This window comes from Centipeda sp. (in: firmicutes), from assembly GCF_057271695.1.
On record NZ_DBHIVL010000026.1, the window covers coordinates 1 to 14,334 of the forward strand.

The following is a 14,334-nucleotide window of genomic DNA, read 5'->3' on the forward strand; positions in this document are numbered from 1 at the left end:
CACTTAAACGGTCGTTCCCTTGTGAGAAATTTGTCAACTGTTCTTGACAATATCAATTTGTATCTCCACAACATTTATTATAGAGCCCAAAAATTTTTTCAGTTGTCAAACGTGCCCCTTTGTCCTATAATAATGAATAGATTGTTTCAGATACACGAGCATCAGAGAATTGAGGAGGATGAAGAATGGCGTTGGATCGCAGTGCTGTGATCGATGAGGTGCAGAAGCTGGCCGATGCGCCGTCGGTCTACGAAGGACTGAAGGCGAAAGCAGAGGTGTTTCTGGAGGCGGTGGACACGGCGCAGGAGAAATCCGCATTTCGGACACTCATGGATGAAATAAAGAGTGATGTGCTGACCATCGATCAGGTCATCAGCTTCACAGAGTCAACGGACGGTGTCGCACTGTTCGGTGCGCAGAGAGCCGAAGAGTATAATGCTGCGGCAAAGCAGGCGAAGGAGCAGGGGGAAGATACCTGTATCTGCCCTGCGTGTCAGGCCGGCAAGGAGATCCTTGCGAATCAGGCGGCGATTGTCTCGTAGTCGTGGTGGATGGAAAGGAGCTGTTGCACGAACGCATTCGTGTAACGGCTTTTTTGGTGAAGAAAGTGAACATATGACCGTTGCGGATGTCTATATTAACATTCCGGTCAAGAGCATCCGACAGGAGTTCACCTATCTCCTGCCGGAGCGGCTTGCGCAGGTCGCGGCAGGGTGGCGTGTCTTCGTCCCGTTCGGCAGCGTGCGCAAGGAGGGGTTCGTCACCTGTGTGCGCACCTATGATGCAGCGCGGGATGGACAGCATGCGCTGAAGGAAATCATCGATGCGGTGGATGAGGAGGCATGGTTTTCCCCCGAGCTTCTTGCCGCCGCACAGGAGCTGTCGGACTTTTATCTTTGTTCGGTGGCGGAGATCATGCGTCTCTTTATGCCGGGCAAGAGCGGTCTCAGAATTTTCTCTGTCTATGCAGCGGCGGAGGATGGGGCTGAGGGGCATCCCATCCTTGCGGATGCGCGCGTCCATGCCGTCTATCGACATCTGCGTGAGCACGGCAGTCAGCGCATGGCGCAGCTGCGGCGGGAATTTCCTGCGGGAGAGGTCGAGCTGTGTGTGGAAAAACTTCTGCGCTATGATCTCGTGCGCAAGGAGTATGAGGCGGATAAACGCGACAAGGCGCAGTATGAGAAGTTCTATACTGCGGGGGAGATTACGGACGATCTGCTCGCGGGACTTACGCGAAAGCCGGCGCAGATGCGGACACTTGCCCTCTTTCGGGAGCAGGGCACATACACGCGTATCGAACTCGATGAAAAAGGAATCTCGCTCGCGACCATCAAGAACCTCGTTGCAGCGGGATATCTGACCGAGCACCTGCGGCGCAGGCTGCGCTCCAGCTATGGTACGGGGACGGCGGGGGCATATGCCGAGGAGCTGACGGAGGCGCAAACATCGGCAGTCACGCAGTTGCACGCGGGCATTGCGGAGGGCGCGTTTCGTGGCTATCTGCTCCACGGGGTGACGGGCAGCGGCAAGACGCGTGTCTACATCGAGACGGCGCGCGCCGTGCGTGCGGCGGCGCGTCAGGTGATCGTGCTTGTGCCGGAGATTGCCCTGACGGGGCAGCTTGTCACGGCTTTTCAGGAGGTGTTTGCAGACGATATTGTCGTCCTGCACAGTCAGCTCTCGCTTGCCGAGCGCAACGACGCGATCTTTCGCGTGCGGCGCGGAGATGCGGGCATCATCCTCGGTGCGCGTTCGGCACTCTTTACACCGGCAGCCGATGTCGGTGCAATCATCCTCGACGAGGAGCAGGATATGTCCTACAAACAGGACGAGTCACCGCGTTACCATGCGCGTGTGGTCGCAGAGATCCTCGCGCGGCGGCACGGGGCGATCCTCGTGCTTGGCAGCGCGACCCCCTCGCTTGAGTCCTACGCGCGGGCACGAGCGGGGGAGCTGACGCTCCTCTCGATGTCCGAGCGCATCGGCAGTCAGCCGTTGCCCGAGGTGCGTGCCGTCGATATGCGCGAGGAGCTGCGGCGCGGGCGGCGCACGATCATCTCACCCGCACTGCGCGACCTCCTCACGGAGACAATTGCGCGCGGCGAGCAGGCAATCATCATGTTGAACCGACGCGGCTACGCGACCTTTATCATGTGCCGCTCCTGCGGAGCCGTCATTACCTGTCAGGAGTGCTCACTGCCGCTCGTCTATCATGCGAACGGTGCGCTCGTCTGTCACCACTGCGATCTGCGTGCCCCCGTGCCCGATACCTGTCCGAAATGCGGCAGCCGCTACATCAAATATTTCGGCTCGGGCACGGAAAAGCTCGAGGAGGAGATGGAGCAGATCCTCCCCACCGCACGGTTGGTGCGCATGGATCGCGATACGACGGGACGTAAGCTGGCGCACACGGAGATCCTGACGCAGTTTCGGCGGCGCAACTTCGATATTCTGCTTGGCACGCAGATGGTGGCAAAGGGGCATGATCTGCCGGGCGTGCAGTCGGTCGGCATCATCAGTGCGGACGCGAGCCTCAACCTGCCGGATTTCCGCGCGGCGGAACGCTGCTTCATGCTCATCACGCAGACGGCGGGACGCGCAGGGCGGCACGGCGCACGCGGTGCGGTCATCGTACAGACCTACAACCCTGAGCACTATGCCGTGCGCGCTGCGCTGCGGCAGGACTATGAAGCGTTTGCGGCGCAGGAGCTTGTACTCCGCCGCGAGCTCTTCTATCCGCCGTACAGCCGTCTCGTGAAGCTGCTCTTTCGAGATCCGCAGCGTGCACGCGCGTGGAATGCAGCAAACGAGTTCGTCGCTGCAGCGCAGACGGCGTTTACAGGAACGACGGGCTGCACGGTGATCGGACCCTCGCCCGCACTGATCGAGCGGGAGCGCGGCGCGTATCGTTTTATCGTGCTCATCAAGACAGACGCGCTTGCGGTCGTACAGAACTTCTTGCGTACACGCGGACTGCATCTGCGCGACGATGTTGCGATTGACATTGATCCCACCGCAATTTTTTGAAAAATAATAGAAAAACCTATTGAATATAATTAAAAATCCTGTTAATCTGGAAATAGAAGGAAAGACTGATGATATGCGATGCGGCACGAATCAATTTTCTTCGGAGCAATGGAGGCTTCCTATGGTAACGATTCTCGGACGGGCGAAGATCAATCTGACGCTCGATATTCTGGGACTTCGGGATGACGGGTATCACGAGATTGCGACGGTCATGCAGTCCCTCGCACTCGCAGATACGCTTACGTTCACGCGGCAGGAGGAGGGAATCACGCTGACCGTGGATCTTCCCAGGCTGGAGGCGGATGAGCGCAACCTCGCCCATCGTGCGGCGGCTCTCGTTATGAGGGAGTGCGGTCTGCGCGGCGGGGTTCACATAGCGATCACGAAGCGCATCCCTGTTGCTGCAGGGCTTGCGGGAGGGAGTGCCGATGCGGCGGCTGCGCTGCGCGGCATGAACGAGCTCTATGCACTCGGGCTCTCCGACGACCGGCTCTGCACGCTCGGTGCGCAGCTTGGCTCGGACATCCCATTTGCCCTGATGGGCGGCACGGTGTTTGCGACGGGGCGCGGTGAGGTCATGCAGACACTTCCGGATTTTCCTGCGACTCATGTCGTGCTCGCAAAGCCGCCCGTCGCTGTGTCGACACCATGGGCGTACCGCAGTTACGACGCGCATCCGCTCGGATTTCATCCGGACAATGCGGCATTTTTGGAGGCACTCGAACGCGGCGATCGAACGCGCTGCGCAGAGCTTGTCTGCAATGTGCTTGAGCCTGTGACCGAGACGGCACATCCCGTGATTGCCGACTATCGTGCGCGGATGCGTGCACACGGTGCGCTCTGTGCGATGATGTCGGGCAGCGGACCGACCGTGTTCGGACTCTTTGCAGAGGAACGTGCGGCTGCGGAGGCGGCCGAGGCGTTCCGCCTTGAGACGGATGCAGCGGTACACCTGACGTGTACCGCTGAAAAATACGGGGAATAGACAGAGGGAGTCATCATGCAGGGAAAATTATCGCCGGTTGTTGTCAACAGCTACCAGCCGCTTCGTGAAATTGTCTGTGAGGTGCTGCGTGATGCGATTCGCAGCGGGATCTTAAAGCCCGGCGAATGGCTCAAGGAGAACGATCTCGCGGACGAACTGCTCGTCAGCCGTACGCCCGTGCGTGAGGCGATACGCAAGCTCGAGCAGGAGGGCTATGTCGTCACTGTGCCGCGGCGCGGTGCGTATGTAGCAAGCGTATCCATCCGCGACATCAATGAGATCTTTGAGATTCGCGCTGCACTCGAAGCACTTGCCTGTGAACTTGCGGCGGAGCGGATCACCGATGAGGAGCAGGAGCGTTTGGAGCGACTCCTCGTCGGCATTGGACGCGCCATCGAGGAGCACGATATGGAGCGTATTGTGCGCACGGATATCGAGTTCCATGAGCTTCTGTATCAGGCAGCGCGCAACGAGCGGCTGCTTGCGATCATCGGGAATCTGCGCGAGCAGCTCACGCGGTTCCGTACGATTTCGATGTCGTACCCGGGGCGACTCAAGGCAACCCTTGAGGAACATCGTGCGATCGTGGATGCGATCGGATCGGGCGACGCGCGCCATGCACGCAAGGTCGGTGCGCGACACATGGAAAATTCGGAGAAGACCCTGCTTTACGCCATTGAGGAGCAGGAAAAAAAGACAGGTACCACCTTGGTGAGACGCAAGGGGAAAAAGAGTCAGGAAGACACCGAGTAGGTGCTTCCGGAGAACGGGAGGAGCATAATGTTGGATTTTATAACGGTTATCCTGGCAGCGGGTAAGGGGACGCGCATGAAGTCAAAGCTGCCAAAAGTCCTGCACCGTGCGGCAGGAAAATTCATGCTGCAGCACGTCATTGACGCAGCAGACGCGGCAGGTGCACGGCGCAATATCGTGGTCACGGGCTTTGGCGGCGACGTGGTGCGCGAGAGCATCGGTGACAGTGTAGAGTATGTGGAGCAGCGCGAACAGCTGGGGACGGGGCATGCCGTTCTGCAGACGAAGGATCTGCTTGCGGGCGAGCACGGGACGATCATGGTGCTCTGCGGCGATACCCCGCTTTTGACGGCGGAGCTTTTGGCGCGCTTCCATGAGGAGCATATGCAGGCGGGCGCAAAGGCGACCGTGCTCACGGCAATCATGCCGAACGCAAAGGGCTACGGGCGTGTCATCCGCCGTGAAAATGGCGAGGTACTGAAGATTGTCGAGCACAAGGACGCGACGCCTGAGGAGCGTGAGATCCACGAGGTCAACGCGGGCATCTACTGCTTTGATACGCAGGCACTCTTTGCTGCGCTCGCGAATGTGACAAACGACAATGCACAGGGCGAATACTACCTGCCCGATGTGCTCAGCATCCTGCGCGATGCGGGGGAAAAGATCTGGGCGGTCACTGCGGATAACTATGAGAGCACGCTCGGCATCAACTCGCGCAGTCAGCTTGCCGTGGCGGAGCGCATTCTGCGCCGCCGCAAGGTCGAAGAACTGATGGCGGACGGTGTGACGATTATCGATCCGCATACGACGTTTATTGATGCCGAGGTGCGCGTCGGCATGGACACGGTCATCTATCCCTTTACCTTCCTCGAGGGGGTCACGGTCATCGGAGAGGACTGCGTCATTGGTCCGAATGTCCGCTTCCAGAATATGGTTGTCGGCGACAATGTCAAGGCACACTATGTTTACGCGCACGACGCCGAGGTCGAGAACGGAGCGGAGCTTGGGCAGTTCAACCACATCCGCCCCGACAGCCACATCGGTGCGGGCGTGAAGATGGGCAATTTTGTCGAGGTGAAGAACTCGAACATCGGTGCGGGCTCGAAGCTGCCGCATCTCTCCTACATCGGGGACTGCGACCTCGGTGCGCACGTCAACATGGGCTGCGGTACGATCACGGTCAACTACGACGGCAAGCAGAAGTTCCGCACGGTCATCGAGGACAACGCCTTTGTCGGCTGCAACTCGAACCTCGTCGCACCCGTTACGGTGGGCGAGGGCGCGTATGTTGCTGCGGGCTCGACGATCACGCGTGACGTTCCCGCCGGCACGCTCTCCGTAGCACGCGCACGCCAGAAGGAGATCGAGGGCTGGACGGACAAACGAAAATGACTCTGCGTACAGGTGTCTGAAGAAGGTGAAAAAGGCGGCAGACGCTCTTCCAAAAATAAACCGTGCGTGTTATACTATAAATAGATTTGTGTATTCTATTTATTGTTCGTGACGCATCTGGTTTTTAGGAGGAACAGAGAGATGAGTTTTCCGACCGACAATGTGTGCATCCTGACAGGGAATGCGAATCCGCAGCTTGCGAAGGATATCGCAGACCGTATCGGCATCCCGCTCTGCGAGACTTTCGTCGGACAGTTCAACAACGGTGAGATCCAGGTGATGATCGAGGAGAGCATTCGAGGGAAGGATATTTTCATCATCCAGTCGACCAGCTTTCCCGTGAATGACAACCTCATGGAGCTGCTGATTCTCACGGACGCATGCAAGCGTGCGTCTGCGCACAGCATTACGGCAGTCGTTCCGTACTATGCCTACGCGCGTCAGGATCGTAAGACACGCGGGCGTGAGCCGATCTCGGCAAAACTCGTCGCAAACCTCATGACGACGGCGGGCGTGACCCGCGTTGTCACGGTCGATCTCCACGCGGGGCAGATTCAGGGGTTCTTCGATATCCCTGTGGATCATCTCGGTGCCGCACCCGTGCTTGCGAGCTATTTCCGTGAGCAGGAGATCGAGGATCTGGTCGTCGTTTCGCCGGATCTCGGCGGTGTCACACGCGCGCGTATCATGGCGGACTTCCTCCATGCACCGATTGCGATCATTGAGAAACGCCGTCCCTCCCCGGGCTGTGCGGAGGTCATGAACCTCATCGGTGAGGTAGAGGGGCGCACCGCACTTCTCATCGATGACATCGTTGATACGGCAGGCTCGCTCTGCGAGGGGGCAAAGGCACTTAAGGAACGCGGGGCAAAGCGTGTGCTTGCGGCGTGCTCACACGCCATTCTCAGCGACCCTGCGATCGAGCGAATCAACGCCTCCGTGATCGACCAGCTTGTCATTACTGACTCCATCCCGCTGCCTCCTGAGAAGCAGTCCGATAAACTCGTCACACTCTCTCTTGCACAGTCTCTTGCAGATGTGATTGTGCGCATCCAAAGCCATCGTTCGGTGAGCCTGCTCTTTAACCATCGTTGAGTACGCTCTCCGCTGACAGAGAAAGGGGCGTCTTGTGTGCGCCTCTTTTTTCGTATCACTTGTAGGAGTATCTATGCACGTCATTATCATCGGTTCCGGTCCTGCGGGTGTCTCCGCTGCGCTTTATGCGCGGCGCGGGGGCGCCGATGTGAGGGTCATTTCCAAGGGCGGGGGCGGTCTTGCCGATGCCGAGCTCGTCGAAAACTACTACGGTTTTGATGAACCCATCACGGGGGCGGAGCTCGAGCGGCGCGGAATTGCAGGGGCAAAACGCCTTGGCGTTGTGTTTGAGACGGACGAGGTGATGGCGGTTGTGCCGACCGACGGCGGCTTTGGAATCGAGGGTGTACGGAAAAAGTATGCGGGCGATGCGGTCATTCTGGCGGCAGGTGCACCGCGCAGAACCATATCTGTTCCGGGACTCAAGGAGTTCGCGGGACGCGGGGTCAGCTCCTGTGCGATCTGCGATGCCTTTTTCTATCGTGGGAAAAGGGCTGCCGTCATCGGTGCGGGGGATTATGCGCTGCACGAGGCGGAGATCCTGCGGCCGCACGCAGCGCAAGTTTCAATGTTGACGCATGGTGCGGAGATCTCCGCCGTGTTTCCGGACGATGTTGTGGTACACACGGGAAAGATTGCACGAATCGAGGGCGATCGCCGCGTACAGCGGATCGTCTTTGCCGATGAATCGCAGATGGATGTCGATGGCGTCTTTTTGGCGGTTGGAACGCCCAGCGGCTCGGAGTTGGCACGGAAGCTCGGCGTACTGCTCGACGACGGCAAGGTCACCGTGGGAGTTCAGATGGAGACCAACGTCCCCGGCATCTATGCCGCAGGGGACTGCACGGGCGGACTTTTGCAGGTTGCCAAGGCAGTATACGAGGGAGCTGTGGCAGGGCTTGCGGCAGTAAGATATCTGCGCCAACGATAAAAGGGGACAAACGGAGAGAAAGGAGGGATGGTTATGGCGGCATATCGTTCGGACGGCTGTCATTTTCGGGATTATATTGAGCAATTTGACCTGTGGAGTCCACTGACCCCTGAACAGTGCGATGCTTTGTTGTCACATACGCGTTTTATGCGCTATGAAAAAGGGACATCCGTTTACCGTGGGCCGCTTGCGCAGGTGGGAATACTTCATATCATCTCCGGCTCTCTGCGTGTCTACATCCTCTCGGAGGAGGGGCGCGAGTTTACCCTGTATTTCCTGCGTGACGGTGATCACTCATTTCTGCCAAGCACCGCAGCTCTCGGAACAATTTCCTGTGACATTGCAATCGTGGCATCAAAGAATACAGAGCTTTTTATCTCCGACACGGAGGTTGTACGCAATATTCTCGATGCGAATGTAGAGGTGCGTGCCGCTGTGTATGAGCGTATGGTTGTGCGCCTTTCGGAGCTGCTGTGGAAGGTACAGCAGATGCTCTTCACCTCGGCGGACCGGCGGCTTGCGAAATTCCTGCTCACGGAGTCCGCACGCACGGAGGGGGATGAGATCCGTCTGACCCACGAGGAGATCGCGCAGTATCTCGGCACGGCACGTGAGGTTGTGAGCCGCCTCATCCGCGACTTCAGTCAGGAGGGGCTGGTGAAGACCTCACGCGGACGTATTCACATACTGAATCGGGCGGCACTTCAGGAGCGTGCGGGAGCTTAAGGAATCGCTGATAAAATAGACCCTCAGATTGGCGTAGATTTTTCGTCCGAACAAGGAGGCAAACCGGACGCATAGCAAAAGCTATGTGGAGGATCGGGGGCACAGTGCGGGCAAAAAAGATGCGTCAAGATGGCTCGGCTGAATTTATCAGTGCTTCCTTAACATAGGAGGAGTCTATGCTGATTTATGTTTTGGGCGTTCTTGTCCTGTTGCTGCTCATCATCCTATTCCGCTATCTGCCGCGTCGTATTTTCTTGGTCTTTGTTACGTTGCTGATTGGGCTTGGCGGCGTTGTCTTCCATCTTCGAACTGCGGAGCGTGCACCCGAGCCGCTGACCTTCGAGGCTCGCGCTGCCATTATGCGCGACCAGGATCTCTTTATGCCGTGGTGGGGCACATATCAAAAGCAGATTGCCGAGCTTGACCGCAACTGGACACGCTATCATCAGATCCTCACGGATGCGAAGGAGGGCGAGACGGCTCTCCCGATCACATATGCGCGCCTTATGGATCTGGAACAGGATATGCAGGAGCTGCGTGTCCGCTTCGAGAAAAATGCGCCGCCGACGGAGCTGTCGAACCGCGTCTATGACCCACTCGCTGTCATTGTGAGCAAGACCGTCGACTATATTGCCACCGAGCAGAAGGCGATCACGCTCACGCGTGCAGCCGCCGATCCTGCGACGATGCGGGAGAAAAATCCTGCCGAACAGGCGCGGCTTTTGGAGCTCGTCATGCTGCGCGAATCTCCCGTCGTACTCTTTATCGGCGATGAGGTCGTGAGCATCCGCCGCTACTTTGCACCGGTCTCCGCTGTTCATGAGGGGGCGGCAGAGGCGCAGGAAGTCGATGCAACAGAGGAGGAGGAAGAAAAATAGGGACTGCGGCACGCTGTTTTCTTCGTGCAACAGTCCCTTGTTAGGAACGGGGAACAAAGAGCGGTGTGAGTATGTCAATCCGCAAGTTCTGCAAGTGTTTTGCCGGCATATAGTCCTGCCCAGTCGTCAGCGAATGTCCGAACGGCATCGCTGACGGTTTTCTTCGTAAAGATTTCGCGCAGGACGTTCGGTGCTGCGGTGACGGAGTGCGCACCCGCAAGGATGGCGCGGTCGATCTGGGCGGGCTGCTTGAAGCTCGCGGCAAGAATTTCGGCCTCGTAGCCGTAGTGATTGATAATGCCCGCAATGTTGCCGATGACATTCGCGGCATCAACGCCGAGGGTTTCCATGCGGTTGTAGTAGGGAGCAATGCAGTCCGCACCCGCCTCAAGTGCGATGAAAGCCTGATCCATGCCATAGATTGCGGTCGCTGTCACGTTTACACCTTGGCGTTTGAGTGCCTTGATGACCTTCACACCCGCGAAGTCCACAGGAACTTTGACATAGACCTTCTCATCCACGTTGCGGAATATGGCTTCCGCATCACGCATCATGCCGTCATAGTACTGTGCTGTCACCTGTATATGCAGAGGACGCAGTGCTCCTATGATGGAGCGAATTTCACGCATATGGGCGAAGAAGGGGACTGCACCTTCTGCTTTTACAATGGTCGGATTGCTTGTTACGCCGGCGATGGGGAGGTATTCGGAGAGCTCGCGAATCTCTGCGAGGTTTGCGGAGTCGAGTAAGTATTTCATCGTTCCAATCCTTTCAATACAAGTATAAAAGCTCACCCGTTTGTTTGTATCGGGTGAGCTTTTTCGTTTCGTTATGCGTCAAGTGCTTTGCGCATATCAGTAATCAGCTGAATACCGACGTCGATATCGCCGTCGATGATCTTTTTGACGACGGCACTGCCGACGATGACGCCGTCCGCCTGCTTGGCGGCACGCGCCGCCGCCTCGGGTGTGCCGATGCCGAAGCCGATCGCGAGCGGTACGTCCGTATAGCGGCGCGCCGCCTTGCACACGCCGCCGATGATGGAGTAGTCAATCTCCTTGACCCCCGTGACACCGTAGTTCGAGATACAGTAGATAAAGCCGCGCGCGTCCCTGCAGGTCTCCTCCATGCGTTCCTCAGTCGTGCCCGGCGTGATGAACTCCGTGAGCGTGAAGTCGTGCGCGGCGCAGATGCGGCGCATATCAGCGGACTCCTCGTGCGGTACGTCGGGGAAGATCACGCCGTCCATGCCCGCTGCCTTGAAATCCGTGACGAACTTCTCAAAGCCGTAGTGATGAACCATATTGATGTAGCCCATACCGATGAGCGGAATCTCAGAGTATTTCCGAATCTCCTTGACGACTTCGAGTGCCTTCGTCATCGTCATGCCGTTCCGGAGGGCGATGACGCTCGCCTCCTGAATGACAGGACCATCTGCCATCGGGTCGGAGAAGGGAAGCCCCAGCTCAATCACATCCGCGCCCGCCTCCTCGGCACGACGCACGATGTCCACGGTCGCCTCTGCACTCGGGCAGCCCGCTGTGACGTAGATATAAAGTCCTGTGCGACCTTCTGCGCGCAGTTTTGCGAGTTTTTCATCCAGACGCGTGCTCATGCGATATCCTCCCCCAGTTCCTTTGCGACCATCTGCACGTCCTTATCGCCGCGCCCCGAGAGGCAGACGACGACATTTTCGCCGGCCTTCGTCTCGGGCATGAGTTTCTCCAGATACGCGAGTGCGTGCGAACTCTCGAGCGCGGGGATGATGCCCTCGATGCGTGAGAGACGCTGAAATGCCGCAAGTGCTTCCGCGTCTGTTACGGAAACGTAGGTGACGATGCCCTTGTCCTTGAAATAGGAGTGCTCAGGGCCGACACCCGGGTAGTCCAGACCTGCCGAGATGCTGTACGCCTCGACAACCTGTCCGTCTTGATCCTGAAGGAGATAGCTGTATGCACCGTGCAGGATGCCGGGCGTGCCCGCGCCGCTGAGGGTCTTGGCGTTGTCGCCGTCCGCATCACCGCGTCCGCCGCCCTCGACGCAGAACTTCTTGACATCCGCATCGTTACGGAAATCGTAGAACGTGCCGATGGCGTTGCTGCCGCCGCCGATGCACGCGACGAGGTAGTCGGGCTTGCCGCCAAACGTATCCTTCGCCTGTGCACGGATCTCCTCGCCGATGACCTTCTGGAAGTCGCGCACCATCTCGGGATACGGATGCGGTCCAACCGCAGAGCCAATGACGTAGTAGGTGTCCGTGATGTTCGTCGCCCAGTAACGAATCGCCTCACTCGTCGCATCTTTGAGCGTACCCGTGCCGCTTGAGACGGGGATGACCGTCGCCCCGAGGAGGCGCATACGGAACACGTTGAGCCGCTGACGTTCGACGTCGACCGCACCCATGAAGATGTGGCACTCCATGCCGAAGAGTGCAGCGACCGTCGCCGTCGCGACACCGTGTTGCCCTGCACCCGTCTCCGCGACGATGCGCTTCTTGCCCATGCGCTGTGCGAGGAGAGCCTGTCCGAGTGCGTTGTTGATCTTGTGTGCACCCGTATGAAGGAGGTCTTCACGTTTCAAATAGATATTTGCTTTGCCGTAGTGCTTCGTCAGCCGCTCGGCAAAGTAGAGGTTCGTCGGACGCCCCGCATAGTCGCGCAGATAGCTGCGAAACTCCGTGAGGAAATCCTCATCCGTACGGTATTTCAGATATGCCGCCTCAAGTTCGTTCAGCGCGGGCATTGCAATTTCGGGCACATACTGCCCGCCGTAGTCGCCAAATCTTCCCTTCTTACCCATATATCATTGCTCCTTTATGTTTGTCAATTCTCTCGCAAATGCGCCGATATCGGCAGATCGTACCAGTCCCTCGCCTACAAGCACGCCCTTGCAGCCCGCTCTGTGCACACGCATCGCATCCTCACCGGTGAAAATACCGCTCTCGCTGATTATCGTGCGGTTCATATCTGCATACGGCAGGAGGTCGAGCGTCGTCTGAATGCTCGTCTCGAACGTCACGAGATTACGGTTGTTGATCCCGATGAACTCTGCAGGTGTCTGCTGTGCAATCTCAAGGTCAGCACGGTCATGCACCTCTACGAGGGCATCCATGCCGAGACTCCATGTGAGGTAGAGCAGCTCCTTCAGCTGCTCGGGTGTCAGGATGCGCACAATGAGGAGAACCGCATCCGCGCCAAGGGCGCGTGCCTCGTAGACCTGATACGGGTCAATGATGAAGTCCTTGCGCAGGAGCGGCGTATCCACACGCGCACGTACCGCAGCAAAGTCCTCGTTGCTCCCCAGAAAATGCGGATCGGTGTGCACGGAGAGCACAGCCGCACCCGCCGCCGTGTAGAGATCGGCAAGCTCCAAAACGCTGTGTGTTGTCGTCAGCCGTCCCTTTGCGGGCGATTGCAATTTGCACTCTGCTATGAGACCCCAGCCTCGCCATCGGAAGTGCTCCGCCATGCGGAACGTACCGCATGGGAGATTTTCTTTCAGCTCATCGAGCGGGCGGCGTTTCTTTGCCTCCGCTACGATGGCGCGCTTTTTTTCGACAATTTCGGCTAATATATCGCGCACACTGCACCTCCTTCGGGCTTCTATAATCTTTGCGTCATGCGACGTATTCCCCATTCTAGTGGAGGACAGCGGATTTGTCAAATGCGCTGATGCCGAGCAATACTCCCAAACGAAGCATTTTGTACCGTCGCCATAAATGTGCGGATTTTCTCCTCGGACTTCTCTCCGTCCTTCTCAAGCCCGCCCGACACATCCACACCGAACGGCTGAAAGATCGTTGCGGCTTCGCCGACATTCTCCGCCGTGATGCCGCCCGCAATCAGCACGGGCTTCGTCACGCGTGCGATCTCCCGCGCCGCGTCCTGCCAGTGGAACGCCGTCCCCGTGCCGCCCGCTGCTCCCTGCACATAGCTGTCGACAAGAATCATCTCGGCAGGGTACGCACTCGCCGCATCCGCATCGAAATCATCCCCGTAGCGATATGCCTTGATCACAGGATACTGCGATTCCTTCGCCATCTCCGCCGGCTCATGCCCATGCAGCTGCACATAGTCCAGCCCGACAAACGCAGCAATTTGATTCACCTCATCCATCGGCGCGTCCACAAAGACCCCGACCGTTCTCACGCGATGCAGCGCACGCGCAATCGCACGCGCCGTTTCGGGCGTCACATAGCGTCTGCTCTTTTCCGCAAAGATAAAACCGATGTAGTCCGCACCCGCCTCCTCTGCCGCACACGCCGCCGCAATCGTCCGCATCCCGCACATCTTCACGCGCATAGCATCGCCTCCCATTCGTATTCCATCATCTTAGAGGCAGCTGCGCCTTTTGTCAATTTCTAAAAAACTATTGACAAAAGCCGTATTTTAGTGTATTTATTTGTGAGGTACAGTGGAATAGTGTTGCGCGCTCGTAGTCCAGTGGATAGGACGTTAGCCTCCGGAGCTGAAAGCGTGGGTTCGACTCCCGCCGAGCGCACCATTTGCAATTTTGTCCTGTGGATTTTCCGCAGGACTTTTTCG

Annotated in this window: 14 protein-coding genes and 1 tRNA gene; 10 read left to right on the forward strand and 5 right to left on the reverse strand. The window is 57.9% G+C overall.

Translation table 11 applies throughout. The features are described from left to right. Nucleotides 1–185 precede the first annotated feature (185 nt). The 9 genes from ACO6BQ_RS05585 to ACO6BQ_RS05625 all read left to right on the forward strand — a co-directional run bounded on the left by ACO6BQ_RS05585 (nucleotide 186) and on the right by ACO6BQ_RS05625 (nucleotide 9,790). Nucleotides 186–542 carry a hypothetical protein gene (locus ACO6BQ_RS05585; RefSeq protein ID WP_489119927.1) on the forward strand — a complete coding sequence of 119 codons (357 nt, stop codon included), beginning with the start codon at nucleotides 186–188 and terminating at the stop codon, nucleotides 540–542. Between the two features lie 73 nt (nucleotides 543–615). Next, nucleotides 616–3,030: a replication restart helicase PriA gene (gene priA, locus ACO6BQ_RS05590; protein WP_489119928.1), complete on the forward strand. Its 2,415-nt coding sequence runs from the start codon at nucleotides 616–618 to the stop codon at nucleotides 3,028–3,030. 121 nt (nucleotides 3,031–3,151) lie between these two features. After that, nucleotides 3,152–4,015: a 4-(cytidine 5'-diphospho)-2-C-methyl-D-erythritol kinase gene (ispE, locus tag ACO6BQ_RS05595; RefSeq protein WP_489119929.1), complete on the forward strand. Its 864-nt coding sequence runs from the start codon at nucleotides 3,152–3,154 to the stop codon at nucleotides 4,013–4,015. A 15-nt stretch (nucleotides 4,016–4,030) separates the two neighbouring features. Continuing rightward, nucleotides 4,031–4,768 carry a GntR family transcriptional regulator gene (locus ACO6BQ_RS05600; protein ID WP_489119930.1) on the forward strand — a complete coding sequence of 246 codons (738 nt, stop codon included), beginning with the start codon at nucleotides 4,031–4,033 and terminating at the stop codon, nucleotides 4,766–4,768. Between the two features lie 27 nt (nucleotides 4,769–4,795). After that, nucleotides 4,796–6,160: a bifunctional UDP-N-acetylglucosamine diphosphorylase/glucosamine-1-phosphate N-acetyltransferase GlmU gene (glmU, locus tag ACO6BQ_RS05605; RefSeq protein WP_489119931.1), complete on the forward strand. Its 1,365-nt coding sequence runs from the start codon at nucleotides 4,796–4,798 to the stop codon at nucleotides 6,158–6,160. Between the two features lie 141 nt (nucleotides 6,161–6,301). After that, nucleotides 6,302–7,255 carry a ribose-phosphate diphosphokinase gene (locus ACO6BQ_RS05610; RefSeq protein ID WP_489119932.1) on the forward strand — a complete coding sequence of 318 codons (954 nt, stop codon included), beginning with the start codon at nucleotides 6,302–6,304 and terminating at the stop codon, nucleotides 7,253–7,255. A gap of 73 nt (nucleotides 7,256–7,328) precedes the next feature. After that, the gene (locus ACO6BQ_RS05615) at nucleotides 7,329–8,186 is read left to right on the forward strand and encodes an NAD(P)/FAD-dependent oxidoreductase (protein WP_489119933.1); all 858 of its coding nucleotides are present in this window, start codon (nucleotides 7,329–7,331) and stop codon (nucleotides 8,184–8,186) included. 33 nt (nucleotides 8,187–8,219) lie between these two features. Further along, nucleotides 8,220–8,912 carry a Crp/Fnr family transcriptional regulator gene (locus ACO6BQ_RS05620; RefSeq protein ID WP_489119934.1) on the forward strand — a complete coding sequence of 231 codons (693 nt, stop codon included), beginning with the start codon at nucleotides 8,220–8,222 and terminating at the stop codon, nucleotides 8,910–8,912. A gap of 176 nt (nucleotides 8,913–9,088) precedes the next feature. Then, nucleotides 9,089–9,790 (forward strand): hypothetical protein, encoded by a 702-nt coding sequence (locus ACO6BQ_RS05625; RefSeq protein WP_489119935.1) that lies wholly within the window; start codon nucleotides 9,089–9,091, stop codon nucleotides 9,788–9,790. A gap of 74 nt (nucleotides 9,791–9,864) precedes the next feature. Here the strand turns inward: ACO6BQ_RS05625 and ACO6BQ_RS05630 are convergent, their stop codons facing one another. The 5 genes from ACO6BQ_RS05630 to ACO6BQ_RS05650 all read right to left on the reverse strand — a co-directional run bounded on the left by ACO6BQ_RS05630 (nucleotide 9,865) and on the right by ACO6BQ_RS05650 (nucleotide 14,091). Beyond that, the gene (locus ACO6BQ_RS05630; protein ID WP_489119936.1) at nucleotides 9,865–10,548 is read right to left on the reverse strand and encodes a fructose-6-phosphate aldolase; all 684 of its coding nucleotides are present in this window, start codon (nucleotides 10,546–10,548) and stop codon (nucleotides 9,865–9,867) included. Between the two features lie 71 nt (nucleotides 10,549–10,619). Beyond that, complete coding sequence (gene trpA / locus ACO6BQ_RS05635) at nucleotides 10,620–11,405, reverse strand: tryptophan synthase subunit alpha (protein ID WP_489119937.1); 786 nt, start codon at nucleotides 11,403–11,405, stop codon at nucleotides 10,620–10,622. Continuing rightward, nucleotides 11,402–12,589, reverse strand: coding sequence for a tryptophan synthase subunit beta (trpB, locus tag ACO6BQ_RS05640; RefSeq protein ID WP_489119938.1), 1,188 nt, complete (start codon nucleotides 12,587–12,589; stop codon nucleotides 11,402–11,404). The genes trpA and trpB overlap by 4 nt, the downstream gene beginning before the upstream one ends. Nucleotides 12,590–12,592: 3 nt before the next feature. After that, nucleotides 12,593–13,372 (reverse strand): indole-3-glycerol phosphate synthase TrpC, encoded by a 780-nt coding sequence (gene trpC, locus ACO6BQ_RS05645; protein ID WP_489119939.1) that lies wholly within the window; start codon nucleotides 13,370–13,372, stop codon nucleotides 12,593–12,595. A gap of 77 nt (nucleotides 13,373–13,449) precedes the next feature. Beyond that, nucleotides 13,450–14,091 carry a phosphoribosylanthranilate isomerase gene (locus tag ACO6BQ_RS05650; protein ID WP_489119940.1) on the reverse strand — a complete coding sequence of 214 codons (642 nt, stop codon included), beginning with the start codon at nucleotides 14,089–14,091 and terminating at the stop codon, nucleotides 13,450–13,452. Between the two features lie 127 nt (nucleotides 14,092–14,218). Between ACO6BQ_RS05650 and ACO6BQ_RS05655 the strand changes: the two genes are divergently transcribed. Continuing rightward, nucleotides 14,219–14,293: transfer RNA gene (locus tag ACO6BQ_RS05655), tRNA-Arg, on the forward strand. The last annotated feature ends 41 nt before the right edge of the window (nucleotides 14,294–14,334 follow it).

Bases quoted from the DNA above. Each gene is read 5' to 3' on its own strand.
- ACO6BQ_RS05585 (WP_489119927.1), top strand. From the start codon at position 186: ATGGCGTTGGATCGCAGTGCTGTGATCGATGAGGTGCAGAAGCTGGCC.
- priA (WP_489119928.1), top strand. From the start codon at position 616: ATGACCGTTGCGGATGTCTATATTAACATTCCGGTCAAGAGCATCCGA.
- ispE (WP_489119929.1), top strand. From the start codon at position 3,152: ATGGTAACGATTCTCGGACGGGCGAAGATCAATCTGACGCTCGATATT.
- ACO6BQ_RS05600 (WP_489119930.1), top strand. From the start codon at position 4,031: ATGCAGGGAAAATTATCGCCGGTTGTTGTCAACAGCTACCAGCCGCTT.
- glmU (WP_489119931.1), top strand. From the start codon at position 4,796: ATGTTGGATTTTATAACGGTTATCCTGGCAGCGGGTAAGGGGACGCGC.
- ACO6BQ_RS05610 (WP_489119932.1), top strand. From the start codon at position 6,302: ATGAGTTTTCCGACCGACAATGTGTGCATCCTGACAGGGAATGCGAAT.
- ACO6BQ_RS05615 (WP_489119933.1), top strand. From the start codon at position 7,329: ATGCACGTCATTATCATCGGTTCCGGTCCTGCGGGTGTCTCCGCTGCG.
- ACO6BQ_RS05620 (WP_489119934.1), top strand. From the start codon at position 8,220: ATGGCGGCATATCGTTCGGACGGCTGTCATTTTCGGGATTATATTGAG.
- ACO6BQ_RS05625 (WP_489119935.1), top strand. From the start codon at position 9,089: ATGCTGATTTATGTTTTGGGCGTTCTTGTCCTGTTGCTGCTCATCATC.
- ACO6BQ_RS05630 (WP_489119936.1), bottom strand. From the start codon at position 10,548: ATGAAATACTTACTCGACTCCGCAAACCTCGCAGAGATTCGCGAGCTC.
- trpA (WP_489119937.1), bottom strand. From the start codon at position 11,405: ATGAGCACGCGTCTGGATGAAAAACTCGCAAAACTGCGCGCAGAAGGT.
- trpB (WP_489119938.1), bottom strand. From the start codon at position 12,589: ATGGGTAAGAAGGGAAGATTTGGCGACTACGGCGGGCAGTATGTGCCC.
- ACO6BQ_RS05650 (WP_489119940.1), bottom strand. From the start codon at position 14,091: ATGCGCGTGAAGATGTGCGGGATGCGGACGATTGCGGCGGCGTGTGCG.